This window comes from Cetobacterium sp. ZWU0022, assembly GCF_000800875.1.
Lineage (GTDB): Bacteria > Fusobacteriota > Fusobacteriia > Fusobacteriales > Fusobacteriaceae > Cetobacterium_A.
On sequence record NZ_JRJZ01000032.1, the window covers coordinates 48,995 to 74,499 of the forward strand.

Genomic DNA, 25,505 nt, shown 5'->3' on the forward strand with positions numbered 1-25,505 from the left:
AAAGAGATGCTCTTTTCAAAGTTTGAAAGGGGCATTTTTCATATTATTTGAAGGAGAGGGTAATGTTAAAAAAAATAATGATATTAAACACTTTCATTTTCACAATTTGTTTTTCAAGAGTATTAGTAGATAGTACAGGAAGAGTAATTGAAATACCAGAAAATATTGAAAGAGTAATATCGACTGTACCATCTAATACAGAGATTATTGTAGACATGGGTTTAGTAGATTTGCTAATAGGGGTAGATAGTTATTCAGAAAAAGTAGATGAAAGATTAAAGGGAAAAGGTTTTTTAAGAAGTGATGATTTGAATGAGGAAAAGATAGTAGAATTAATGCCAGACTTAGTAATTTCATCTCATCATAATTTGAAAAAAGGAAAAGAAAGTTTAAAATTTTTTGATGAAGTTGGAATTCCAGTGTATGTTATTAAAAGTCCAAAATCACTTTCTGAAGTAGCGGATTCTGTAACAGAGATAGGTGAAGTTTTAAATAGAAAAGATGAGGCCCAAAAATTGAAGGATAGATTTCTTGAAGAGTTGAAGATGATAGTTTCAAATAGAAATTTAGAAAATAAAAGAGTTTATTTTGAAATTTTGGATAGCCCTATATATACAACAGGAGCTGAAACTTTTTTAAACGATGCTTTAGAAAGTATAGGTGGAAGAAATATTTTTAAAAGTGAGAAGGGATGGATTTCACCACCATTAGAATCTATTCTAGAAAAAAATCCAGAAATTATATTAGTAGGCGAAGATAGAAAATATATGATAGAAGAGATATTAAAAAGAGTTGAATGGCAAGAGGTAGATGCTATAAAAAATAGAAATGTTTATTTTGTTGATGAAAGCATTAATAGACCATCAACAAGGGTTTTAAAAGCTTTAAGAGCATTAAAGGAAGTGTTGAAGAGATGATAACATTTAGTTTTGTACCCAAGAAAAATGAGCAGCAGGAGTTTGAAGTTATATATAGTCAACTTAGTCAAAAAGGTATATCGGGAATAGAAACAATTATTGGAGATCACTTGGATTTTTCAGAGTACCGAAATTATCCAGTAAAAGGAGTGCATCTTTTATATTATCCAACGTGGTTGGAATTTTGGAAAGGTGACTGGAAGAAAGTTAAAGAGGATTTTTATAATGATGAAGGGATAAAAAATTATTATAGAGGCTTTGATAAAAATATTTTGTTAGAAACATTTAAAGAGCAATTTGAAAACGCTAAAAGAATAGGAGCTAAATACATGGTTTTTCATGTGTCACATGTTCGACCTAAAGATATATTTGATTTTGATTTTGAGTATACAGATTTAGAAGTTTTAAATGAGTGTATAAAAATAATAAATGAAGTTTTTGAGGGGGAAGGTCCGTTGTTGTTATTTGAAAATCTACCTTGGCCAGGATTAAATTTTAGAAGTTATGAGATGACAAAATATTTTATTGAAAAGGTGAACTATCAAAATAAAGGGCTTCTTTTAGATTTTTCACATCTAATTTGTTTAGAGAGATCAGTAACAAATTTTAAAGAAGCTGATGATTTTATAATTGATAGAATTGAGAGGATGAAAGAGTTGAAAAACTATATATTTGGATTACATGTAAATGGAGTGAAGTTTGGAAACTATTTGGATAGTGATTTCAAAACTGAAGTTTCTAAGTGGAAAGAAGGAGATCGATTTGAAAAATTTCAAATAGAACTAAAGCACATGAAAAATATAGATCCTCATTTAGTGTATGAAGGTGGTCTAAATAAAATAATGAAACACTTACCTAATTTGAAATATATAAATTTAGAGTTAGGTTTTACATCTCTGTTAGACTTAAAAGAGAAAGTTTTAGAGCAGTTAAATTATCTCAAAATAAATTCTTAAAAGATGAAAAATATGATATACTCTATATTATAGAACGTTAAGATTTTCGCGGGAGGAAATATGGCACAAGGAAATTTAGAAATAGATAAAAATATAGATGAAACAACATTAGCAAAAGTGGATGAAATTCAAAACGAAGAACAAAAAGAACAAGAAGAGATCGTATCAGATCCAAATAAACTTTACAATATACTAGGTGTTATGTTTGAAACTACAAAGAAAAGATATAGTTTTGAAATTGTAGATGATATAGAGTATAAAAAAGGTGACAGGGTAATCGTTGACACTATAAGAGGAAAAGAGATTGGTATTGTTTATGGTGGACCTATGCAGCTTCCAGAAAGAGTATTGGTTTTACCACTAAAACCAGTTGTAAAAAAAGCAAGCGAAGAAGAGATTAAAAAATATGAGACACTTCGTTTAGAAGCGAATGAAGCTTTTAAGGTATGTAAAGAGAGAATAAATCATCATAAACTTCCAATGAAGCTTATTGAAACTGAATATACATTTGATAAAACAAAACTTATATTTTATTTCACAGCTGAAGGAAGAATTGATTTCAGAGATTTAGTAAAAGATTTAGCAAATATCTTTAAATTAAGAATAGAGTTAAGACAAATTGGTGTGAGAGATGAAGCTAGAATTCTTGGAAATATAGGAGTATGTGGAAAGGAACTTTGTTGTAGAACATTTATCAATAAGTTTGATTCAGTATCAATAAAAATGGCAAGAGACCAAGGGCTGGTAATTAATCCAACAAAAATTTCAGGAGTATGTGGAAGATTACTTTGCTGTATCAATTATGAATATAAACAATACGAAGAAGCATTAAGAGTTTATCCAGCTGTAAATCAGTTAGTTAAAACAACTAAAGGTGAGGGGAAAGTAATGAGTATCAGTCCTCTAAATGGATTCTTATATGTTGATGTTGAAGGAAAAGGAATCATGAAAGTTCTTATCGATGAAATAAAATTCAATAAAAAAGAAGCTAAAAAATTACAAAATGTTTTATCGACTGAAGAATTGCAACATAAAGTTTTAGAAAAGGAGTAGTAAACACAAATGGTTTTAGAAAATGAAGATATAGCTAACATCTGTGATGGATATAGCTTAATTCAAAAAAAAGATGGATTTAGGTTTGGAACTGATGCAGTTCTACTGTCTAATTTTTTCAATGGGAAAAAGAATGCAAAAGTTTTGGAGATAGGCACAGGAAACGGAGCTATTCCAGTACTTTTATGTGCTAAAGATAAAATTACTAAAATGAAAGCTGTAGAAATTCAAAAAGAAATTGCTGAGTTGGCAGTAAGAAATATAAAGAGAAATAACTTAGAAGAAAAAGTTGAAATTGTGAATATAGATGTAAAAGATCTTGGAGAGGGAAATACATATGATTATATAATTTCAAATCCGCCATATATGGTTTTAGATGGCAAAGAGATTAACGAAAAAGATATAAAAAGTATAGCTAGACACGAGATAAAACTAAATTTAAAAGAGTTTGTTGAAAATGCAAAAAGGCTATTGAAGCCAAGAGGCGAACTATTTATGGTTCACAAAAGTTACAGATTTTTAGAGATATCAGAGGAACTTGGAAAATGTGGATTTTCTGTAAAAAGAGTAAAATTTGTTCACTATTCAAAAGACAAGGATTCAAGTATAGTTTTAATTGAAGCTAGTAAAGGGAGAAAAAATATATTAAAAATTGAAACTCCTATTTTTTTAAACGATAATTAAAGAGATTTTATGGGAGAGGATAATAAACCTCTCCCTATTTTAATGGAGGCGATTATGTTTAAGATAAGTTCTAAATATACTCCTACAGGAGATCAGCCAGAAGCTATCAAAAAATTAGTTAAAGGATTGAAAGATGGAATTAAAGATCAGACTCTTTTAGGGGTAACAGGATCTGGAAAAACATTTACTGTAGCAAATATAATAAAGGAAAGTGGAAGACCAGCCTTGATTTTAGCACCAAATAAAACCTTAGCAGCTCAATTGTTTTCAGAATATAGAAGTTTTTTTCCAGATAATGCAGTTGAGTATTTTGTATCATACTATGATTATTATCAACCAGAAGCTTATATAGCAACAACTGATACCTATATAGAAAAAGATTCATCTATAAATGATGAGATTGATAAATTTAGAAATGCTGCAACGGCGGCACTAATAAATAGAAAAGATGTAATAATTGTAGCTTCAGTTTCCGCGATATACGGATTAGGATCCCCAGATATATATAAGAAATTAACGATTGCAATTGATAAAAAAACAGGATATAGTAGAAAAAAATTGATATCTAAATTAATAGAGCTAAGATATGAAAGAAACGATTTAGCTTTTGAAAGAGGTAAATTTAGAGTAAAAGGGGATGTAATTGATATATATCCATCTTATATGGAGAATGGATATAGAATAGAGTTTTGGGGAGATGACATAGAAGATATTTCAGAAATAAATACTTTAACAGGTCAGAAGGTCAAAAAGAATTTAGAGAGAATAGCTATATCGCCAGCAACTCATTATGTTACGGAAGAGAGTGAGCAAGAAGCGATAGTAGAAAGAATAAAAAGTGATTTGAAAAATGAAGTTAAAGAATTTGAGACTAAAGGAAAACTTTTAGAAGCCCAAAGATTGAAGCAAAGAACAGAGTATGATTTAGAGATGATAAGAGAAGTTGGATATTGTAAAGGGATTGAAAACTATTCACGATACTTAACAAATAAAAATCCAGGGGACAAACCAGATACTTTGATGGATTATTTTCCAAAGGATTTTGTGGTATATATAGATGAGTCTCATATTGGAGTTCCTCAAATAAGAGGGATGTACAATGGAGATAGAGCTAGAAAAACATCATTAGTTGAAAATGGATTTAGAGTAAAATCAGCTTTAGATAATAGACCTCTTACATTTGAAGAATTCAGAGAGAATTGTAAGCAAACTATATTTATATCAGCAACCCCAGGAGATTTTGAGATTGAGCATTCCAAAGGATATATAGCTGAACAGTTAGTTAGGCCTACCGGTATTTTAGATCCTGTAATTGAAGTTAAAGAGACTAAAAATCAAGTGGATGATTTATTAGAAGAGATAAGAAAAAATGTATTGAAAAAAGAGAGAGTTCTTGTAACAACGCTTACAAAAAAAATGGCAGAAGAACTTTCTGAATATTATATGACTTTAGGTGTCAAAGTGAAATATATGCATTCAGATATAGACACTCTTGAAAGGATAGAGATAATCAAAGGATTAAGAAAAGGAGAGTTCGATGTTCTTGTTGGAATAAATCTTTTGAGAGAGGGGCTAGATATACCAGAAGTTTCATTAGTTGCTATCTTAGAAGCAGATAAAGAGGGATTCTTAAGAAGCAAAAGATCTTTAGTTCAGACAATAGGAAGAGCGGCAAGGAATGTTGATGGAAGAGTAATTTTGTATGGAGATGTAATAACAGATTCTATGAAATACGCTATCGATGAAACAAATAGAAGACGAAAGAAGCAACGAGAGTACAATCTATTGAATGGAATAGAACCTAAAACAATATATAGAGAAGTATCTGAATCTCTATTTACGTGGGATAATGGAGACAAAGATGAGCAAAGCTCTAAACATTTCAGCAGTAAAGAGGATATTGAAAAAGAGATAAATATCCTGCTGAAAGAGATAAAAATATTATCAGAAGAGTTAGATTTCGAGAAAGCGATACAAAAAAGAGATGAGATGAATAAGTTAAAACTAATGCTTTTAGAGATATAGGAGATATTTATGGATGAGATAGTTTATAGTGTAACAGAGTTCAATAAAATGGTAAAAGGGTATATAGATGAAAATCCAAATTTTCAAGAATTTTTTTTGAAAGGAGAGTTATCAGGAGTAACTTACTATAAGAGTGGACATCTGTATTTTACATTAAAGGATAAAAGTAGCCAAATAAAGTGTGCTGCATTTAACTATAAATATAAAAGAATTCCTGAGGATTTGAAAGAGGGGGATTCTATAAAAATATTTGGTGATGTAGGATTTTATGAGGCTAGAGGAGATTTTCAAGTATTAGTTAGACATGTTCAAAAAGAAGATAAGCTTGGAGAGATGTTTGCAAAATTGGAAAAACTAAAAAATGATTTAGAAAAAGAGGGGTTATTTTCACCCTTATTTAAAAAAAGACTTCCTAAATATCCAAATGCAATTGGAATTGTAACAGCATATACAGGAGCAGCTTTTCATGATATAGTAAATACAACTAGAAAAAGATTTGAAAATATAGATATCTATATTTATTCGGCTAAGGTACAAGGAATTGGGGCTAAAGAGGAGATTGTAAAAGGGATCGAAACATTAAATAGAATTCCTGAAGTTGATTTGATAATAGCTGGACGTGGTGGTGGAAGTGTTGAGGATTTGTGGGCCTTTAATGAAGAAGAGGTAGCAAGAGCTTTTTATAGAAGTGAAAAACCGATAATATCAGCTGTAGGTCATGAGATTGATAATTTACTTTCAGATTTGGTTGCAGATGTAAGAGCAGCAACACCAACTCAAGCTGTAGAGATAGCCATACCTGTAAAATCGGAAATAGAAAAACAGATACTAGATAGAGAAAAGAGAGTGAGAAGCTCTATTGATAGAACTTTAAGGTTGAAAAAAGATGAGTTAGAAAAACTAAAAAACAACTATGTTTTAAAAAATTTTATTAGAACAATAGAGGAGAAAAATCAAAATTTAGTATATTTAGAAGAAAGATTAGAAAAATCGTTAAATAACATTTTTAAAGAAAAGAGACACGAGTTAGAACTAAGAACAGAAAAAATAATTGGATTAAATCCATTAGCAGTTTTAAGTAGAGGGTATTCTATAACAAAATCTAAAAATAAATCTTTGAAAAATTTATCAGAGATAAAAGTTGGAGATGAGATAGAAACAATATTAAATTTTGGAAAAATAATAAGTGAAGTAAAGGAGATAAAATAAATGAAAAAGATATTTTGTTTAATATTTATTTTTTTGAGTTTAGGAAGTTTTGCTGAAGAAAGACCGGCTCAAATTCAAAACTTAGAAGCTCAAATAGCGAGAGAGGATGATAGGGATAAAGCTGCAGTTCTTATAAAAGAATATGAAAGATATTTTAAAAGTTATTTATCATCGATAAGTAGCAACGAGAATAGTATTTTTTATTTAGGAGATCAGTACTTTAGAAATAGGAAATATGAGAGAGCTGCTCAGATTTTTAGCAGTAATATAGATAGTTCGAGAAATCTATTTGGAGCAGCAACAAGTTATAGATTTATAGGGGATTATAATAAAGCAATCGATTTTTATAGTGTGGCAATAACAATTGAACCGAGTATGAAAGAGGCTTATTTAGGGAGAGGGTTAGCGTATAGAAATTTAGGGCGATATAATAAAGCTATAGAGGATATTCAGATATATATGAACTATTCTCCAACAGTAGAAGGCTTCTTGGCGTTAGGTGATATTTATTTAGCGGAAAAAAAGATAGATAGAGCAAGAGAGATACTTCAAGAGGGAAGAAGAGTTTACCCTCAATCAAAAGAGATCAGCAATATGTTGACATCTACTTATTCTAGATAATTAGAGAGGTGAAAGATGGAGTGGTATCGATTAAAGTTAATAGGATTGAAAAGTAGTAAGATTAGAGTTTTGATGAATCGTTATAAAAGATATAAAGATATTTTTACTAATCTAAATGAACTGCAAAATATATTAAGTTTAACCTCGGAAGATACCGAACTTATTGCCAACTCACATAATTGTGAAAAATACCTGGAGGTTATGGATTATTTAGAAAGAAACAGGATAGGGTTGATAGACTTAAACGACTACAGATATCCAGAAAGCTTGAAGAATATTTCAAAACCTCCACTTTTTCTTTTTTATAAAGGAAATATAGAGCTTTTAAGTAAAAAAAGAATAATCTCTGTTATTGGGACAAGAAGAGCTACAAAATATGGAGAGCTAGGATGTCAAAAGATAATAAAGGGATTAGTAGATGGTGAAGTTGTTATTGTTAGTGGATTGGCTTTAGGAATAGACTCTTTTGCTCATAGTGAAACTTTAAAATTGAATGGTAAAACAGTAGCAGTTTTAGGGTGTGGAATAAATATAGATTATCCTCGGAGTAACATAAAACTAAGGAAAGAGATAGAGAAAAAAGGTTTAGTTATATCAGAATTTCCGTTAGGAGCAGAACCTAGTCCTGAAAAATTTCCTATTAGAAATAGAATTATAGCAGGTCTTAGTGTGGGAACAGTTGTTATTGAAAGTTCTATGAAAGGTGGAAGTTTAATAACAGCAAATTTAGCATTGGATGAAGGAAGGGATGTATTTGCAATTCCAGGAGATATAACATATCCTCTTTCTCAAGGGTGTAACGAGCTTATAAAAAACTCTCAAGCTAAATTAGTAACCCATGGAGATGATATATTAAAAGAGTATGAATGGAGTAAAAAAACAGAAACTGGTGAAGAGTTAAATCGTTTAACTGGAATAAAATTAAAAATTTATAGTGTATTAAAAACGAAAATGCACTTAGAGGAAATTAAAAGAGAAGTTGAGTGTCAAACTAGTGAATTACTGAGCAATTTAATGGAGTTAGAAATAGAGGGGTATGTTCAAAGTCTTCCAGCAGGTCATTATCGAAGGCGTTTGTAAATGGGAAACTTGGTGCCCTTAGTTGATTTTTTTAGTATTTTCTAATATAATTAAGAGCGAATAATGTATATAGAGAAAAAATTAGGGGTGAAAGTAGTGGCGAAAAAAAATTTAGTAATAGTGGAATCTCCTGCAAAAGCGAAAACAATTGAAAAAATATTGGGGAATAATTTTCATGTAACAGCTTCATTTGGACATGTAAGAGATTTACCTAAGAGTAAAATTGGAGTAGATGTGGGGGACGGATTTAAACCAAGCTATTCAACAATAAGAGGAAAAGGCGATGTAATAAAAACCTTAAAAGATTTAGCTAAGAAGTCGAATAAAGTATATCTAGCATCCGATCCGGATAGAGAAGGAGAGGCTATAGCTTGGCATATAGCTCAAACATTGAAATTAGATGAGAATGAAGCTAATAGAATAGAGTTTAATGAGATTACAAACACTGCCATAAGAGAAGCTATAAAAAATCCTAGAAAAGTTGATATTAATAGAGTTAATGCTCAACAAGCAAGAAGAATTTTAGATAGATTAGTTGGATATGAGATAAGTCCTTTATTATGGAAATCAATATCTTCGAATACAAGTGCTGGAAGAGTTCAATCGGTTGCATTAAAGTTAGTTTGTGATTTAGAGGATAAAATAAAAAAGTTTATACCTGAGAAGTTTTGGGATATAAAAGGGGAGTTCAAAAATAAAATGAATCTTTCTCTTTATAAAATAGCAGGAAAAAGATTTGAAAGAGTTACAGATGAAGATGTGGTGAAAGATATACAATTAACTCTAAATTCTGAGTATGCTGTTATAAACTCAAAAGTTAGTAAAAAATCAAAAAATCCACCTTTACCATTAAAAACAAGTACATTACAGCAATTATCATCTTCGTATTTAGGGTTTTCTGCATCAAAAACAATGTCAGTAGCTCAAGGTTTATATGAAGGAATAAGTATTGAAGGAAACCAAAAAGGTTTGATAACATATATGAGAACGGATTCAACAAGAGTTTCAGAAGAGGCTAAAGGTATGGCCAAAAGCTATATATTAGAGATGTTTGGTAAAGAATACCTAGGAAAAGAAACTACAAAAAAGAAAAAAGATGAGAAGATTCAAGACGCCCATGAAGCGGTAAGACCAACGGATATATATTTAGAGCCTGATAAAATAAAGAAGGATTTAACTCCAGATCAATATAAATTATACAAACTTATTTGGGAAAGATTTATGATTTCGCAGTTAGCTCCTATGGAATATGAGCAATTTGAAATAATTTTAGAAAATGGAGATTATCAATTTAGAGGAACTCTAAATAAAATAACATTTGATGGTTATTATAAAGTTTTTAAAGATGAAGAGGAATTGCCGCTAGGAGAGTTCCCAGCGATAAATGAGGGCGATTTCTTACAGTTAAAGAAATTAAATATAAAAGAGGATTGGACAAAACCGCCAGCAAGATTGACAGAATCGTCATTAGTTAAGAAACTAGAAGCTGAAGGAATAGGAAGACCATCTACATATGCTTCGATAATTGAAACTTTAAAGAAAAGAGAGTATGTTGTATTAGAAGGAAAAAGTTTCGTACCTACAGAGCTGGGATATGAAATAAAATCAATTTTAGAGAAAAACTTCAAAGATATAATGGATGTTAAATTTACAGCTTCTTTAGAGGATGGATTAGATTTAGTTGAAGAGGGTGAAAGAGATTGGATAGGTATTTTAGAAAATTTCTACTCAAAACTTGCGAAAGATTTAGAACTTTATAAAGTTAAAGTTGAAGAAGAAACAAACAGAATTATAACATCAGATGTACCTTGTCCTTGTGGAAAAGGAAATATGATAATGAAAAATGGAAGATTTGGAAGATACCTGTGTTGTGTCGATGAAGAGTGTAAAGAGAAATACTCTCTAAAAGGGATAGATATTCCTTTAGATGACATAAAAAAAGGTGATATAAAGGTAAAGGAACTTTTAGAAGAGCAACTGAGAGTCAAACAAGGAAAGTTGACAGATGTTTATTCTGAAAATGGAAGTAGATTACTTTTAAAGCTTGGAAGATTTGGAAGTTATTTAGAAAGCGAAAACTTTAAAGACGACAATGAAAGAGTTTCTTTGCCAGCTGAAGTAAAAAAACTTTTAATGAATTCATCAATAGAAGAGATTGATGGTGTTGTTCAATTGAATTGGATAATGGAGAGAATTCAGAAAGAAGAAAATGAGATTTTAAAAAATGCTGGAAATTGTGAAAAGTGTGGAAAACCATTTAAAATCGGAAGAGGAAGATGGGGAAAATTCTTAGCATGTACAGGATATCCAGAGTGTAAAAATATAAAAAAATTAGAAAAAGAAAAAAAAGATAAATAAAAGGACTCGCCTTTTTAGGCGAGACTTTTGTATGTATAAAAAAGGAGAATAGATGAGAAACAAGGAAGTTATAGTAATAGGAGCTGGACTAGCCGGTTCAGAAGCAGCATATCAATTAGCGAAAAATGGAGTAAAAGTAAAATTATATGAGATGAGACCAAAGGTTTCAACAGAAGCTCATAAGAGTGATAAATTTGCAGAGTTAGTATGTAGTAATTCATTAGGTGGAGATCATTTAGGAAATGCCTCGGGACTAATGAAAGAAGAGTTAAGAAGAATGGGTTCTTTATTGATAGAGATTGCAGACGAAACTAAAGTACCTGCAGGACAAGCTTTAGCAGTAGATAGAGAAGGGTTTTCAGAAATAGTAACAAAAAAGTTACAATCTATGGAAAATATAGAGATTGTATATGATGAATTAAAAGAGATACCAAAAGATAAAATTGTAGTTGTAGCAAGTGGACCATTAACTTCTGAGGATCTTTCTAAAAATATAGCAGAGATGTTAGAACAGGAATATCTATATTTCTACGATGCAGCAGCACCAATAGTGACATTAGAATCGATTGATAAAGATAAGGTTTACTTCCAATCAAGATATGATAAGGGAGAGGGAGAGTATATAAACTGTCCGATGGATAAAGAGCAATATCAAGCCTTCTATGATGAATTAATAGCTGCAGAAAGAGCTCCTATGAAAAAGTTTGAAGAGGAAAAACTGTTTGAAGCATGTATGCCAGTTGAGAGAATAGCTCAAAGAGGGTTTAAGACACTATTATTTGGACCATTAAAACCAAAAGGTTTAACAAATCCTAAAACAGGTAGAGAGGATTTTGCTGTAATTCAATTAAGACAAGATGACAAAGATGGTAAGCTTTATAACTTAGTTGGATTCCAAACTAATTTAAAATGGGGAGAACAAAAAAGAGTATTTTCTATGATCCCTGGATTAGAAAATGCAGAGTTTATAAGATATGGTGTAATGCATAGAAATACATTTATAAATTCAACAAAACTATTAACACCTGCACTAAATTTAAAATCGAATGAAGATATATATTTTGCTGGACAAATAACAGGTGGAGAGGGATATGTTTGTGCTATTGCAACAGGAATGATGGCAGCTACAAATATTTTAAGAAAAATGGATGGAAAACAACCTTTAATTTTAGATGATAGAAGCTCAATTGGTGCAATAATAAAATATATAACAGAAGAGAAGAAAAATTTCCAGCCGATGGGACCAAATTTTGGAGTAATAAGATCTTTAGAGGAAAGAATAAAGGATAAAAAAGAAAAATATAATAAAATTTCTAAAATAGCTTTAGATTATTTAGATGAAAAGTTAAGCCAAGATAAGTAAAAGGAGTTTGGGATGGGTACTCTTAATTTATTAAGTGATATAAAAGAATTTTTATATCACTGTGAATTTGCAAAAGGGAAAAGTTTAAATACAATTAAATCGCTTAAAATAGATTTATATAGATTCAATGAGTACATTATAAAATGTAATGACCTTGAGAAAATTTCAGATATAGATGGATTTAATTTTAGAGAGTTTTTGATAGAGCTTCAAAATGAAGATATAGGAAAAAGATCTTTGAATAGAAAAATTTCATCTTTAAAATCATTTTTTAAATATTTAAAAGATGTTGAGAAAATAAAAAGTAATCCAGCTCAGTTGATAGTGGCTCCTAGTTACGATAGAGGAGTGCCTGAAGCTTTGAGCTTAAAAGAGATAAAAGATTTAAGAAAAGCAATCGAGTTAAAAAATTATCATAGTTTAAGAGATAGACTGATAGTTGAACTTTTATATTCAAGTGGTATAACTTCTCAGGAGTTATTAGGTTTAGGAGAAGAAGTTTTTGAAACTGAAAAAAGAGAGGTTATTGTAAGCAGCTTTAAAAAATATAGAACAGTTTTTTTTAGCGAGAGAACAAGAGAGTTTTTAAAAAGATACATTCAGGCAAAAAAAGAAAAGCTAGGAGAGCGTTATAAAAAAGAGATTCTTTTTGTTAATGGGTCAGGTGGAAGACTGACAGACCGTTCTCTTAGAAGATTGATAGATAGATACGCTTTGAGAGCAGGAATAACAAAAGAGATTAGTCCCCATAGCTTTAGACACACATTTGCTGTTCATATGCTAGAGAATGGTATGACTTTAAATCAACTACAAAAATTGTTAGGGCATACAAATTTAGATTCAACAAAAATTTATATAGAAGCATTAGAGAGAAAGAAAAGAAAAGAGTTAGCTAAAGAGTTAAGTGCAGAATAGAGTATAGAAATATTAATATTATATAATTGAAGGAGTGTTTATGACGAAAAAATGTATAGGATGTGGAATTGAACTTCAAGGTGAAAATCCTAGTTCTAATGGATATTTACCTAAATCTGTTTTAGAAGGAGATAACAAAGAGTTACTTTGCCAAAGATGTTTTAAAATAAAAAATTATGGACAATATATACCTATAAAAATGACGAAAGAAGACTATAGAGCTGAAGTTAAAAAGAGTTTAGAAGAAGCGGATGTAGCTATTCCTGTGTTTGATATAATAGACTTCGAAGGTTCATTTGATGACGAGATACTTGATGTATTGAGAGAGATGGATTCAATAGTAGTTATAAATAAGTTGGACTTAATACCGGATGATAAGCATCCATCAGAAGTTGCTGATTGGGTAAAAGGAAGATTAGCAGAAGAGGGAGTTGCACCTTTAGATATCGCAATTGTGAGTTCAAAGAATGGATATGGAATAAATGGAATATTCAAAAAAATAAAGCATTTTTATCCAAATGGAGCTAAAGCATTAGTTTTAGGAGTAACAAATGTTGGAAAATCAAGTATAATCAATAAACTTATTGGAGCCAAAAGAGTAACTGTTTCTAAGTTCCCAGGAACAACTTTAAAAAGTGTAAAGACAGAGATACCTTTCTCTAAAATTACATTAATAGATACTCCAGGATTAATTCCAGAGGGAAGATTCTCAGATTTTGTTTGTCAAGAGTGTAATCAAAATATAATCCCGGCAAATGAGATTTCTAGAAAGACTTATAAAGTTCAAAAAAATAGAGTAATCTTAATTGGTGGAATGATTCAAATGAAGATATTAAATGAAGATGATTTAAAACCGATATTCTCAGTATATGCTTCAAAAGGAGTTACATTCCATGAAACTAATATTGATAAGGCTGAAGAGTTAATGAATGGAGCAGATTTCATAGCACCACCATGTGATGACTGTAGAGATGAGTTTAATTCTTTAGAAAAAGAATCGGAAATCTATACTGTAGAAACAGGAGAGGAACTAGTATTCAAAGGATTAGGATGGTTATCTGTAAAAAGAGGACCTCTTTATGTAGAAATCACATCACCAAAAGGTGGAGAGATAATAATAAGAGATGCATTTATAAAACCAAGAAGATCATAAAATAAGAGGGTTGCAAGGTATATGGAAAGAGATGGGAGAATAACTACTTTAAACTGGATTGTAAATATAGCAGTAACAATTCTATTTATCTATTTGGCTATGAGAGGAATTGATGACTTAACAGGAACATATAAAATAGATGAAACTATAAGAAATACAAAAGAACTTAGAATAGCATTAGAGAGATATTATCAGCTAACAGGTGATTATCCAGAATTAACAAAACCTGGAGTAAATTTAAATCTACATCTCTTAGACTATACAAATAGCAAGGGACAGAAGATCTCTTTTGCAGAGATTTATGGAAGAAAAACACTGGCAAAAACTTATGGAAGTAATTCTATTATTGCATCAAATGAAGTTTATGATATACAAGACTTTGAAAAGGGAAGTAAAAATGGAGGATGGAATTACAATTATTCTCAGAAAACTGGAGAGATACATCCAAACTTGCCAGAAGATATATATATAGAAAAAATAAACTGGAATAGACAGTAGTAACAAAAATGGAGGAAAGAGATGTACGATATTATATTTTTAGGTGGCGGACAAGCCGGAGTTTTTGGAGCATATGAGGCGATAAAAAAGAATAAGGATTTAAAAGTTTTAGTTTTAGATAAAGGAAGAATGTTAACTCAAAGAGTTTGTCCAAAGGAGAAGTTAGGAACATGTGTTAAGTGCCCAACTTGTGCAATAATATATGGTGTTTCAGGAGCAGGAGCTTTCTCGGATTCTAAATTCAATATGGATTATAGAGTTGGAGGAGATGTTCATGTTCTAACTGGAAAAACGATTGTAAATGAAACTATTCAGTATGTAGCTGATATATATAAGGATTTTGGATTTGATGAAAAACCATCAGGATTAGAATATAACCAAACTATGCTAGATATAAAAAAGAGATGTATTGAAAATAATGTACAATTAGTTGATACTCCAACAATGCATTTAGGAACAGATGGTTCGAGAGAGTTATATACGAAATTAGTAAATGAGCTTTTAGAAAGAGGAGTAGAGTTCATAACTGAAAGATCAGCAGAGGCTTTAATTATTGAAAATGGAACTATTAAGGGAGTAACTGTAAAAAATAAAAAAGGTGAAGATGAGAACTATTACGCAGATAACGTTGTAATAGGATTAGGAAGAAGTGGAGCTAAAAAGCTTATGGAGATGTGTGAAACATCTGGTGTAACTTATGAGACTGGAGCTGTTGATTTAGGAGTTAGAGTTGAGATTCCTGATTTGGTAATGAAAGATATCAATGAAAACTTCTATGAAGCTAAAATGATATACCACACTACAAAATATAGAGATAAGATGAGAACGTTCTGCTCGAATCCAAGTGGATTTATTGCAGCTGAGAAACATAGTGATGACGTAGTTTTAGCTAACGGTCATGCATATAAAGATAAAAAATCACAAAATACAAATTTAGCGTTATTATGTACAAAGACGTTCACACAACCGTTTAAGCAACCATTTGAGTATGCAACAGCAATAGCGAAAATGTCATCGATGTTAACTGGTGGAAAAATATTAATGCAATCTTATGGAGATTTAAAAGTTGGTAGAAGATCGACAGATGAATCAATAGCAAGATTAAATATAGTTCCTACAACGGAGGATTATGTAGCAGGAGATATCGCCTTAGCTTGTCCAAAAAGAATTTTAGACAACATTATAGAGTTCATTGAAGTACATGATAAAATAACTCCAGGATTTGCTTCGAGCGATTTATTACTTTATTTCCCAGAGATTAAATTTAGAAGTACTAGAATAACGATAGACGCTAACATGGAGACAAATGTAAAAGGATTATATGCAGCAGGGGATAGCTCAGGATATGGAAGTGGATTAAATATAGCTGCTGTAATGGGGATCTTAGCAGTAAGACACATAATTTCTAAATAATTTGGAGGAGCACAATGGGATTTTTTAATAAACTTTTCGGTAGAAAAAAAGAAGAGAAAATAGAAGAGCAAAAAGAAAAGTTAGAGCAAGAGGTTATAAAAGAAGAGATAGAGCAACCGATTTCTGATGAGTTGGTTGAAGAAAAAATAGAAGAGGGACAAAAAATTGATGAAGCTGTTGAAACAGCTTTAGAAAATGAGTCGCAAGAAGAAGAGAAGATAGAGGAAGAGATAGTTTATGTTGAGAAACCTAAAGTTGAAAAAAGAAGCTTCTTTACATCTTTAAAAGAAAAACTATTCAAATCTAGAGAGGGGCTTTTTGGAACCTTAAAAAATATTTTCACAGGAAAATCAATAGTGGATGGAGAGATGTATGAAGAGTTAGAAGATACATTAGTTCAGTCTGATATTGGAATAGAGATGACTTTGAAAATAGTTAAAGACTTAAAGGCTGAAGTAAAAGCAAGAGGAGTTAAAAATCCTGAAGATGTTTATCCGGTATTAAAAGATGTTTTAGAAAGTTATTTAATAACAGAAAATACAAACCTAGATATTCAACCGGGAAGAATGAATGTAATTCTAATAGTAGGTGTAAATGGAGTTGGAAAAACAACTACAATTGGAAAAGTAGCATCAAAATTAGTTAAAGATGGGAAAAAAGTTGTTATAGGTGCAGCAGATACATTTAGAGCGGCAGCAGTTGAGCAATTAGAAGAATGGGCTAAAAGAGCTGGAGCAGAACTTGTAAAGCATCCAGATGGAGCAGATCCTGGAGCAGTTGTTTTTGATACACTAAAAGCTGGAGAAGATAAAAATGCAGATGTTGTAATTATCGATACAGCTGGAAGACTACACAATAAAAATAACCTAATGAAAGAATTAGAAAAGATTAATAATATTATAAAAAGAAAGATAGGAGACCAACCATACGAGTCTATACTAGTTTTAGATGGAACAACTGGACAAAATGGTCTAATTCAAGCAAGAGTATTTAATGAGGTAACAGAATTAACAGGATTTGTAGTTACTAAATTAGATGGAACAGCGAAGGGTGGAATTTTATTTAGTATCTCCGAAGAACTTAAAAAACCTATAAAATATATAGGTGTAGGAGAGGGAATAGAGGATTTAAGAGAGTTTAACAGTAAAGAGTATATACAGGCAATTTTTGACTAAGATATTAAAAAAAATAGAATTTCTGTTGTAAATATATATAAAATTTGTTAATATATAGTTGAAAATTATGAGCACTATTACAGTATGATTAAAAAAGTGCGATTTTATTTAATAAAAATCAAGGAGGACTTAAAGTGAGCATTATAGTTCAAATTAAAGAAAAAGCAAAAACTTTAGGAAACAAAATAGTTCTTCCTGAGGCTACTGATGAGAGAGTAATCAGAGCAGCAGCAGGAGTAGTTGAGGAGAAGTTGGGAACTCCTGTACTAGTAGGAGATGCAGAGACAATTGAAAAATTCGCTGCAAACCTAGGAGTATCATTAGAAGGTGTAGAAATAATTGATCCAAAAACTACTGAGAAGTTATCATCTTATGTAGAGAAGCTTTGTGAATTAAGAGCGAAAAAAGGAATGACTCCAGAAGAAGCAGAAAGATTATTAACGACAGATGTTAACTTCTTTGGTGCTATGATGGTTAAAATGGGAGATGTAGCTGGAATGGTTTCAGGATCAGATTCACCTACAGCAAACGTATTAAGAGCTGGATTACAAGTTGTTGGAACTAAAGCAGGAGTAAAAACTGTATCATCAGTATTCTTAATGGAATTAAAGCATAACATAGAAACTTATGGAGAAATCTTAGTATTCGGTGATTGTGCTGTAATACCAGAACCAACTTCAGAGCAATTAGCTGATATCGCTTCAGAAGCAGCAATAACAGCATCTACAGTTGCAGGATTAGATCCAAAAGTTGCACTTATGTCATTCTCTACAAAAGGATCTGCAAAGCATGATTCAGTAGATGTTGTAAAAAGAGCAGGAGAAATCTTAAGAGAAAGAAATGCAGAGTTCGCATTTGAGGAAGAGTTACAAGCTGACGCGGCTTTAGTTGCAGCAGTAGGATTAAAGAAAGCTCCAGAATCAAAAGTTGCAGGACATGCTAATGTATTAATATTCCCTAACTTAGCAGCAGGAAATATTGGATATAAATTAGTTCAAAGATTAGCTAATGCAGAAGCTTATGGTCCTTTAATTCAAGGATTAGCAGCTCCAATCAACGATTTATCAAGAGGATGTTCAGTTAAAGATATCGTAGATTTAACTGCAATAACTTCAGTTCAAGCTGGAAAATAATCGTCTAAACAAGATTAAGGTTAAAAATCAGTGAGAGTGGCTCTCTCACTGAATAAAATATATTATAAAATAAAAATTAAGGTGGTAAATTTAATGAAAGTTTTAGTTATTAACTGTGGTAGTTCGTCTCTAAAGTACCAATTATTAAACCCTGAGTCTGGAGAGCTTTTTGCAATCGGACTTTGTGAGAGAATCGGAATCGAAGGATCAAAAATGGAATATGAAACTCCAGCAAACGACTTCGAAATCGAAATAAAAGAAGCTATGCCTACTCATAAGGAAGCTTTAGAATTAGTAATAAAAGCTATTACTAATCCAGAGTACGGAGTAATCAAATCAGTAGAAGAGATCGATGCTATCGGTCACAGAGTTGTACATGGAGGAGAAAAGTTCGCTTCATCTGTATTAGTAACTCCAGAAGTTATGGAGGCTATGGAAGAGTGTTCAGAATTAGCTCCATTACATAACCCTGCAAACCTATTAGGAATCAGAACAATGCAAGAGTTAATGCCTGGAAAACCAAACGTAGGAGTATTCGATACGTCATTCCACCAAACTATGCCTAAAGAAGCTTACATGTATGCATTACCATATGCAGATTATACAGAGTTAAAAGTTAGAAAGTACGGATTCCACGGAACATCTCATAAGTTCGTTTCAGGAGTAGCTCAAGAGTTATTAGGAAACCCTGCTGAATCAAAAATAATCGTATGTCACTTAGGAAACGGTGGATCAGTATCTGCAGTTAAAAATGGTGTATGTATTGATACAACAATGGGATTAACTCCATTACAAGGTATAATGATGGGAACTAGATGTGGAGATATCGATCCAGCAGCAGTTTTATTCATCAAGAACAAAAGAGGATTATCTGATAAAGAGATGGACGACAGAATGAACAAGCAATCTGGAATCTTAGGAGTATTCGGAGAGTCATCAGACTGTAGAGATATGGAAATGGCAGCAGCAGCAGGAAATGAAAGAGCTATATTAGCAGAAAACATGTTCGCTTACAAAATCAGAGGATATGTAGGAAACTACGCTGCACAAATGGGTGGAGTAGATGCAATTTGCTTCACTGGAGGAATCGGAGAGAATTCTGGAAAAACTAGAGAAGATGTTTTAAGAGGATTAGAGTTCTTAGGACTTGAGTTAGATAAAGAAGTTAACTCTAAGAGACAAAAAGGAAATGTTCTTTTAACTAAAGAAACTTCGAAAGTAAAAGCTTTCAAAATTCCTACAAACGAAGAGTTAGTAATAGCTAGAGATACTTACGAAATAGTAAACGCTACAAAGTAGTTTTGTGTCGAAGGTTGTTTTAAAAATAAACATATTAGTCAGTAAAAAATTATATTTGGTTGAATTAGTTTAAAAATTTCTTAAAAAAACTTAGAAGTTTAATTGACAATTTAGAGTAATATTCGTAAAATAGAGTTAACTTTAGAGTCAATTAAAAAAGGGAGGACAATTCAAATGGCTAAAAAAATGCAAACTATGGACGGAAACCAAGCTGCAGCATATGCTTCATATGCTTTTACAGAAGTAGCAGGAATCTATCCAATAACTCCATCATCGCCAATGGCTGAGTACACTGACGAGTGGGCATCAAGAGGAATGAAAAACATGTTTGGAGTTCCAGTTAAGGTTGTGGAAATGCAATCAGAAGCTGGAGCAGCAGGAACAGTTCACGGATCGTTACAAGCGGGAGCTTTAACTACTACATATACAGCATCTCAAGGATTACTATTAAAAGTTCCTAATATGTACAAAATAGCTGGAGAGTTATTACCATCAGTTATTCATGTATCTGCGAGAGCATTAGCAGCACAAGCATTATCAATCTTTGGAGATCATCAAGACGTTTATGCAGCTAGACAAACTGGATTTGCTATGTTATTTGAAAGCTCAGTACAAGAAGTAATGGATTTATCAGGAGTTGCTCACTTAGCAACAATTAAATCTAGAGTACCTTTCATGAATATATTCGATGGATTCAGAACTTCACACGAAATCCAAAAAGTTGAAGTAATGGACTTTGAAGTATTTAAAGGTTTAGTTGACATGGACGCTATAAAAGCTTTCAGAGAAAGAGCATTAAACCCTGAGCACCCAGTAACAAAAGGTACAGCTCAAAACGATGATATCTACTTCCAAACAAGAGAAGTACAAAATAAATTCTACGACGCAGTTCCTGCAATCGTAGCTGGATACATGGAAGAAATTTCAAAAGTAACTGGAAGAGATTATAAGCCATTTAATTATTATGGAGCAGCAGATGCAGAGCATATTGTTATTGCTATGGGATCTGTTTGTGAAACATTAATAGAAACTGTTGATTACTTAGTAGCAAAAGGAGAAAAAGTAGGACTTATAAATGTACACTTATATAGACCATTCTCAGCTGAGTACTTCTTCAACGTATTCCCTAAGACAGTTAAGAAAATCGCTGTATTAGATAGAACAAAAGAGCCTGGATCATTAGGAGAGCCATTATATATGGACGTAAGAGGACTATTCTACGGAATGGAAAACGCTCCAGTAATCGTAGGTGGAAGATATGGATTATCTTCTAAGGATACAACACCAGCACAAATGAAAGCTGTATTCGACAACTTAAAGCAAGATGAGCCAAAGAATGGATTCGTAGTAGGTATTAACGATGACGTTACTTTCAAATCATTAGAAGTAGGACCACACATTGAAACAGGAGCAGAAGGAGTAAGAGAGTGCTTATTCTTCGGACTTGGATCAGATGGAACAGTTGGAGCTAACAAAAACTCAATTAAGATCATCGGAGATAAAACAGATTTATATGCACAAGGATACTTTGCATATGATTCAAAAAAATCTGGAGGATCAACTAGATCTCATTTAAGATTTGGAAAAAATCCAATTAAATCAACTTACTTAGTATCAGCACCTAACTTCGTAGCTTGTTCAGTACCAGCGTACTTAACTCAATACGATATGATTGGTGGATTAAAGCAAGGTGGAACATTCCTATTAAACTGTGTGTGGGATAAAGATGAGGTTGTTGCTCACTTACCAAATTCAGTTAAGAAAACTTTAGCAGAGAAAAATGCTAAATTCTATATTATAAATGCTAATAAGTTAGCTACAGAAATTGGATTATCAGGAAGAACTAATACAATAATGCAATCAGCATTCTTTAAATTAGCTGACGTTATTCCATTTGAGGATGCACAAAGCTATATGAAGCAATATGCGGAAAAATCTTACGCTAAGAAAGGTGACGCTATTGTTAAGATGAACTACGAAGCTATCGATAAGGGAGCTGGAGAGTTAGTTGAAATAGCTGTTGATCCATCATGGGCTAACTTAACAACAGAAGTTGTAGCAGAAGAAAAAGGAGCTTGCTCTTGTACAGGATGCGGATGTGGAACGACAACTAAGTTAGAAGCATTCGTAGAAAAAATTGCTAAACCAGTAAATGCTTTACAAGGTGAAAACTTACCAGTTTCTACTTTCTTAGGATATGAGGATGGAACATTTGAGAACGGTACAACTGCTTTTGAAAAGAGAGGAGTTGCAGTAAACGTTCCTGAGTGGAAATCAGAAAACTGTATCCAATGTAACCAATGTTCTTATGTTTGTCCACATGCAGTTATTAGACCATTCTTAATGACAGCTGAGGAAAAAGCAGGAGCACCAAACGAGTTAAAAACAAAAACTCCAATTGGAAAAGGTTTAGAAGGACTAGAGTATAAGATTCAAGTATCTCCATTAGATTGTACAGGATGTGGACTATGTGCTAACGTATGTCCAGCTAAAGAGAAAGCTTTAGTAATGGTACCAATTGGACAAGAAGTTGAAAAAGGTGAGCAAGAAAATGCAGATTACCTATTCAATGAAGTAACTTATAAAGATAACTTAATGCCAAAATCATCAGTAAAAGGATCGCAATTTGCACAACCATTATTCGAGTTCCACGGAGCTTGTGGAGGATGTGGAGAAACTCCTTACATTAAGGCAATAACTCAATTATTTGGAGACAGAATGATGATAGCTAACGCTACAGGATGTTCTTCAATATATGGAGGATCAGCACCATCAACTCCATACACAACAAATAGCTGTGGAGAAGGTCCATCATGGGCTAACTCATTATTCGAGGATAACGCAGAGTTTGGATATGGAATGGCAACTGCTGTTGAAGCTATGAGAGATAGAATTGCAACAATCATGGAAGAAAACATGAACAATGTTTCTGAAGAGGTTGCAGCAATGTTCACTGAATGGCTTGCTAATAGAGCAGATGGAAACAAAACAAAAGAGATCAGAGATAGATTAGTACCAGCTTTAGAAGCTTGTGATTGTGCAGTAGCAGCAGAACTTCTAGAGTTAAAACAATACATTGTTAAAAAATCACAATGGATATTTGGAGGAGACGGATGGGCTTATGACATCGGTTATGGAGGATTAGACCACGTTTTAGCTTCTTCAGATGATGTTAACGTTTTAGTAATGGATACTGAAATCTATTCTAACACTGGAGGACAAGCATCTAAATCAACTCAAACAGGAGCAGTAGCGAAATTCGCGGCTGCAGGAAAACCTAATAAGAAGAAAGATTTAGCTGCAATTGCTATGTCTTATGGACATATATATGTTGCTCAAGTATCTATGGGAGCTAACCAAGCTCAATACTTAAAAGCAATCGCTGAAGCTGAGGCTTATCCAGGACCATCATTAATCATAGCTTATGCACCTTGTATCAGTCATGGATTAAAGAACGGAATGGGTAACAGTCAACTTGAGATGAAAAAAGCTACTGAGTGTGGATACTGGCCAATCTTCAGATACAATCCATTATTAGAAGCAGAAGGTAAAAACCCACTTCAAATTGATTGTAAAGAACCAAACTGGGACAACTACAATGACTACTTAATGGGAGAGGTTAGATATGCTACATTAGCTAAATCTCAACCAGAACATGCATCAGTACTGTTCGCTAAGAATAAGTCAGAATCTCAAAGAAGATGGAGACAATACCAAAGACTTGCATCATTAGACTTCACATCAGAAGCTAAGTAATTCTTTGAACTATAGAGATAAGGTAGAGATACCTTATCTCTTTTTTTATTACAAAACTTTTTTGTAAATTAACGTATAATTTGATATAATTAAAAGTAAGTAGTAATAAAGAGAGGGTGGAAAAATGAAGATATCTGTTGCAATGATAACCTTTAACGAAGAGAAAATTTTAAGAAAAACATTAGAATCGATTAAAGAGTTAGCAGATGAGATAGTTATTGTTGATAGTGGATCAACTGATTCAACAGAAGCGATAGCAAAAGAATTTGGAGCAAAGTTTCACACTGAATCTTGGAAAGGATATGGACCTCAAAGAAATTCGGCTATAGAAAAATGTGAAGGGACTTGGATTTTAAATATAGATGCAGATGAAGAGATTTCAGAAGAATTGAAAAGAAAAATAAAAGAGATAGTAGCAAATGAAGATGATAAAAAAGAGATATATAAAATAAATAGATTATCTGTGTGTTTTGGAAAAGAATTGAAACATGGTGGATGGGGAACTTCTTACGCTATTAGGTTATTTAAAAAAGGATCTGGAAAATTTAATGATAATATGGTCCATGAAGCTTTTGAAACAGATAAAGAGATATATAAAATAAAGGAAGATATTTTGCATCATTCCTATTTAACAATGGAAGATTATTTTAATAGATTTAATAGATATACAACAGAAGGTGCTAAAGATTACTATAAAAAAGGAAAAAAAGCAAGTGTGTTTGATATCGTAATTAATCCTCTATATAAATTTTTAAGAATGTATATATTTAGATTAGGTTTTTTAGATGGAGTTGAAGGATTTGTTATAGCATCAACAAGTTCTTTATATTCGATGGTTAAATATTTTAAATTAAGGGAGATGTATAAAAATGGCTCGTACTTACAAAAAAATAATAATAGCAAGAACGGATAAAATAGGCGACTTAATTTTATCAATCCCAAGTTTTTTTATGATCAGAAAGATGTATCCGGATGCAGAAATAACTTTATTAGTTAGAAATTATAATTATAACATAGTAAAAAATCTACCTTATATAAATAGAGTAGTTCAAATAGATAGATATAGACAAAAAGAATTATTAGAAAAAATCGAGTATTTTAATGCAGATGTTTTTATAGCTTTATATGTAGATGATTTTGTTATGCAATTAGCAAAAGCGAGTAAAGCAAAGGTTAAGATAGGACCTCTTTCAAAATTAAAATCATTTTTTACTTTCAATAAAGGTGTTCTTCAAAAAAGATCAAAATCTATAAAACATGAAGCTGAGTATAATCTAGATTTAATAAAAAAATTAGACAAGAAACTTTTCGAAGAAAGATTTGAGATAAATACAGCGATTTATTTAGATAAAAATAATATTGAGTCAGCGGAAAAATTTTTTAAAGATAATAATATAGGGAAAAAAGTGCTAGTTGTAAATCCTTTTATGGGAGGTTCAGCTAAAAATATAACAGATGAACAGTATGCTAATATTTTAACAAAAATTATAGATAGAGTAGAAAATTTAGATGTAATAATAACAGCACATATCTCAGATGAAGAGAGAGGTTTAGATCTAATAAAAAAGATAGATAGAGATAGAGTTTATTTATTTGCAAATGGTGGAGAACTTTTAAATATTGGCGCGGTGATAAACAAATCAAAAGTTTATTTTGGTGGATCGACAGGACCTACTCATATAGCTGGCTCTTTACAGAAAAGTATAGTTGCACTATACCCTAAAAAGCCAACTCAGAGTCCAACAAGATGGGGAGTATATGGAGATGAGGACGTAACTTATGTAATTCCGGATGAGAATAGTAAAGAGAACTATAAACATAAAAACTTTGATTCATATACAGATAAAGTTGAAGAAAGAATTGTTCAAGAGATAATAGATAGATTGGAGAGATAATA

General features: G+C 31.7%; 20 protein-coding genes. All 20 read left to right on the plus strand.

Translation table 11 applies throughout. The features are described from left to right. Positions 1–62: 62 nt before the first annotated feature. On the plus strand, positions 63–917 hold the full coding sequence (locus tag L988_RS02365) for an ABC transporter substrate-binding protein (protein ID WP_047381199.1): 855 nt from the start codon (positions 63–65) through the stop codon (positions 915–917). Then, positions 914–1,873 (plus strand): TIM barrel protein, encoded by a 960-nt coding sequence (locus L988_RS02370; protein WP_047381200.1) that lies wholly within the window; start codon positions 914–916, stop codon positions 1,871–1,873. Before L988_RS02365 ends, L988_RS02370 begins: the two co-directional genes overlap by 4 nt. A gap of 126 nt (positions 1,874–1,999) precedes the next feature. Then, on the plus strand, positions 2,000–2,926 hold the full coding sequence (locus L988_RS02375; protein ID WP_047381281.1) for a stage 0 sporulation family protein: 927 nt from the start codon (positions 2,000–2,002) through the stop codon (positions 2,924–2,926). Positions 2,927–2,935: 9 nt separating this feature from the next. Beyond that, positions 2,936–3,610 (plus strand): tRNA1(Val) (adenine(37)-N6)-methyltransferase, encoded by a 675-nt coding sequence (locus L988_RS02380; protein WP_047381201.1) that lies wholly within the window; start codon positions 2,936–2,938, stop codon positions 3,608–3,610. Positions 3,611–3,652: 42 nt separating this feature from the next. Further along, a complete protein-coding gene (gene uvrB, locus L988_RS02385; RefSeq protein WP_197053931.1) occupies positions 3,653–5,635 on the plus strand; it encodes an excinuclease ABC subunit UvrB in 1,983 nt (660 codons plus the stop codon). A 9-nt stretch (positions 5,636–5,644) separates the two neighbouring features. After that, positions 5,645–6,844, plus strand: a complete 1,200-nt coding sequence (gene xseA, locus L988_RS02390; RefSeq protein WP_047381205.1) for an exodeoxyribonuclease VII large subunit — start codon at positions 5,645–5,647, stop codon at positions 6,842–6,844. Continuing rightward, positions 6,845–7,465 carry a lipopolysaccharide assembly protein LapB gene (locus tag L988_RS02395; protein WP_047381207.1) on the plus strand — a complete coding sequence of 207 codons (621 nt, stop codon included), beginning with the start codon at positions 6,845–6,847 and terminating at the stop codon, positions 7,463–7,465. It abuts the gene before it with no gap. Between the two features lie 15 nt (positions 7,466–7,480). Further along, positions 7,481–8,545, plus strand: a complete 1,065-nt coding sequence (dprA, locus tag L988_RS02400; protein WP_047381209.1) for a DNA-processing protein DprA — start codon at positions 7,481–7,483, stop codon at positions 8,543–8,545. Between the two features lie 63 nt (positions 8,546–8,608). After that, entirely contained in the window at positions 8,609–10,903 is a 2,295-nt protein-coding gene (gene topA, locus L988_RS02405) for a type I DNA topoisomerase (protein ID WP_197053366.1), read from the plus strand. Positions 10,904–10,955: 52 nt separating this feature from the next. Continuing rightward, positions 10,956–12,266, plus strand: coding sequence for a methylenetetrahydrofolate--tRNA-(uracil(54)-C(5))-methyltransferase (FADH(2)-oxidizing) TrmFO (gene trmFO / locus L988_RS02410; protein WP_047381211.1), 1,311 nt, complete (start codon positions 10,956–10,958; stop codon positions 12,264–12,266). A gap of 12 nt (positions 12,267–12,278) precedes the next feature. Further along, the gene (locus L988_RS02415; protein WP_052191646.1) at positions 12,279–13,181 is read left to right on the plus strand and encodes a tyrosine-type recombinase/integrase; all 903 of its coding nucleotides are present in this window, start codon (positions 12,279–12,281) and stop codon (positions 13,179–13,181) included. 40 nt (positions 13,182–13,221) lie between these two features. Next, positions 13,222–14,334, plus strand: a complete 1,113-nt coding sequence (yqeH, locus tag L988_RS02420) for a ribosome biogenesis GTPase YqeH (RefSeq protein WP_047381213.1) — start codon at positions 13,222–13,224, stop codon at positions 14,332–14,334. Between the two features lie 21 nt (positions 14,335–14,355). Beyond that, positions 14,356–14,832 carry a hypothetical protein gene (locus L988_RS02425; protein WP_052191647.1) on the plus strand — a complete coding sequence of 159 codons (477 nt, stop codon included), beginning with the start codon at positions 14,356–14,358 and terminating at the stop codon, positions 14,830–14,832. 21 nt (positions 14,833–14,853) lie between these two features. Further along, positions 14,854–16,245 carry an NAD(P)/FAD-dependent oxidoreductase gene (locus L988_RS02430; RefSeq protein ID WP_047381215.1) on the plus strand — a complete coding sequence of 464 codons (1,392 nt, stop codon included), beginning with the start codon at positions 14,854–14,856 and terminating at the stop codon, positions 16,243–16,245. Positions 16,246–16,259: 14 nt separating this feature from the next. After that, positions 16,260–17,420, plus strand: a complete 1,161-nt coding sequence (gene ftsY / locus L988_RS02435; RefSeq protein ID WP_047381216.1) for a signal recognition particle-docking protein FtsY — start codon at positions 16,260–16,262, stop codon at positions 17,418–17,420. Positions 17,421–17,554: 134 nt separating this feature from the next. After that, a complete protein-coding gene (gene pta, locus L988_RS02440) occupies positions 17,555–18,553 on the plus strand; it encodes a phosphate acetyltransferase (protein ID WP_047381220.1) in 999 nt (332 codons plus the stop codon). A 93-nt stretch (positions 18,554–18,646) separates the two neighbouring features. Further along, positions 18,647–19,852, plus strand: coding sequence for an acetate/propionate family kinase (locus tag L988_RS02445; protein ID WP_047381221.1), 1,206 nt, complete (start codon positions 18,647–18,649; stop codon positions 19,850–19,852). A 174-nt stretch (positions 19,853–20,026) separates the two neighbouring features. Further along, entirely contained in the window at positions 20,027–23,608 is a 3,582-nt protein-coding gene (gene nifJ / locus L988_RS02450) for a pyruvate:ferredoxin (flavodoxin) oxidoreductase (RefSeq protein ID WP_047381222.1), read from the plus strand. A 124-nt stretch (positions 23,609–23,732) separates the two neighbouring features. After that, entirely contained in the window at positions 23,733–24,521 is a 789-nt protein-coding gene (locus L988_RS02455; protein WP_047381223.1) for a glycosyltransferase family 2 protein, read from the plus strand. Continuing rightward, positions 24,478–25,503: a glycosyltransferase family 9 protein gene (locus tag L988_RS02460; RefSeq protein WP_047381226.1), complete on the plus strand. Its 1,026-nt coding sequence runs from the start codon at positions 24,478–24,480 to the stop codon at positions 25,501–25,503. The genes L988_RS02455 and L988_RS02460 overlap by 44 nt, the downstream gene beginning before the upstream one ends. Positions 25,504–25,505: the final 2 nt, after the last annotated feature.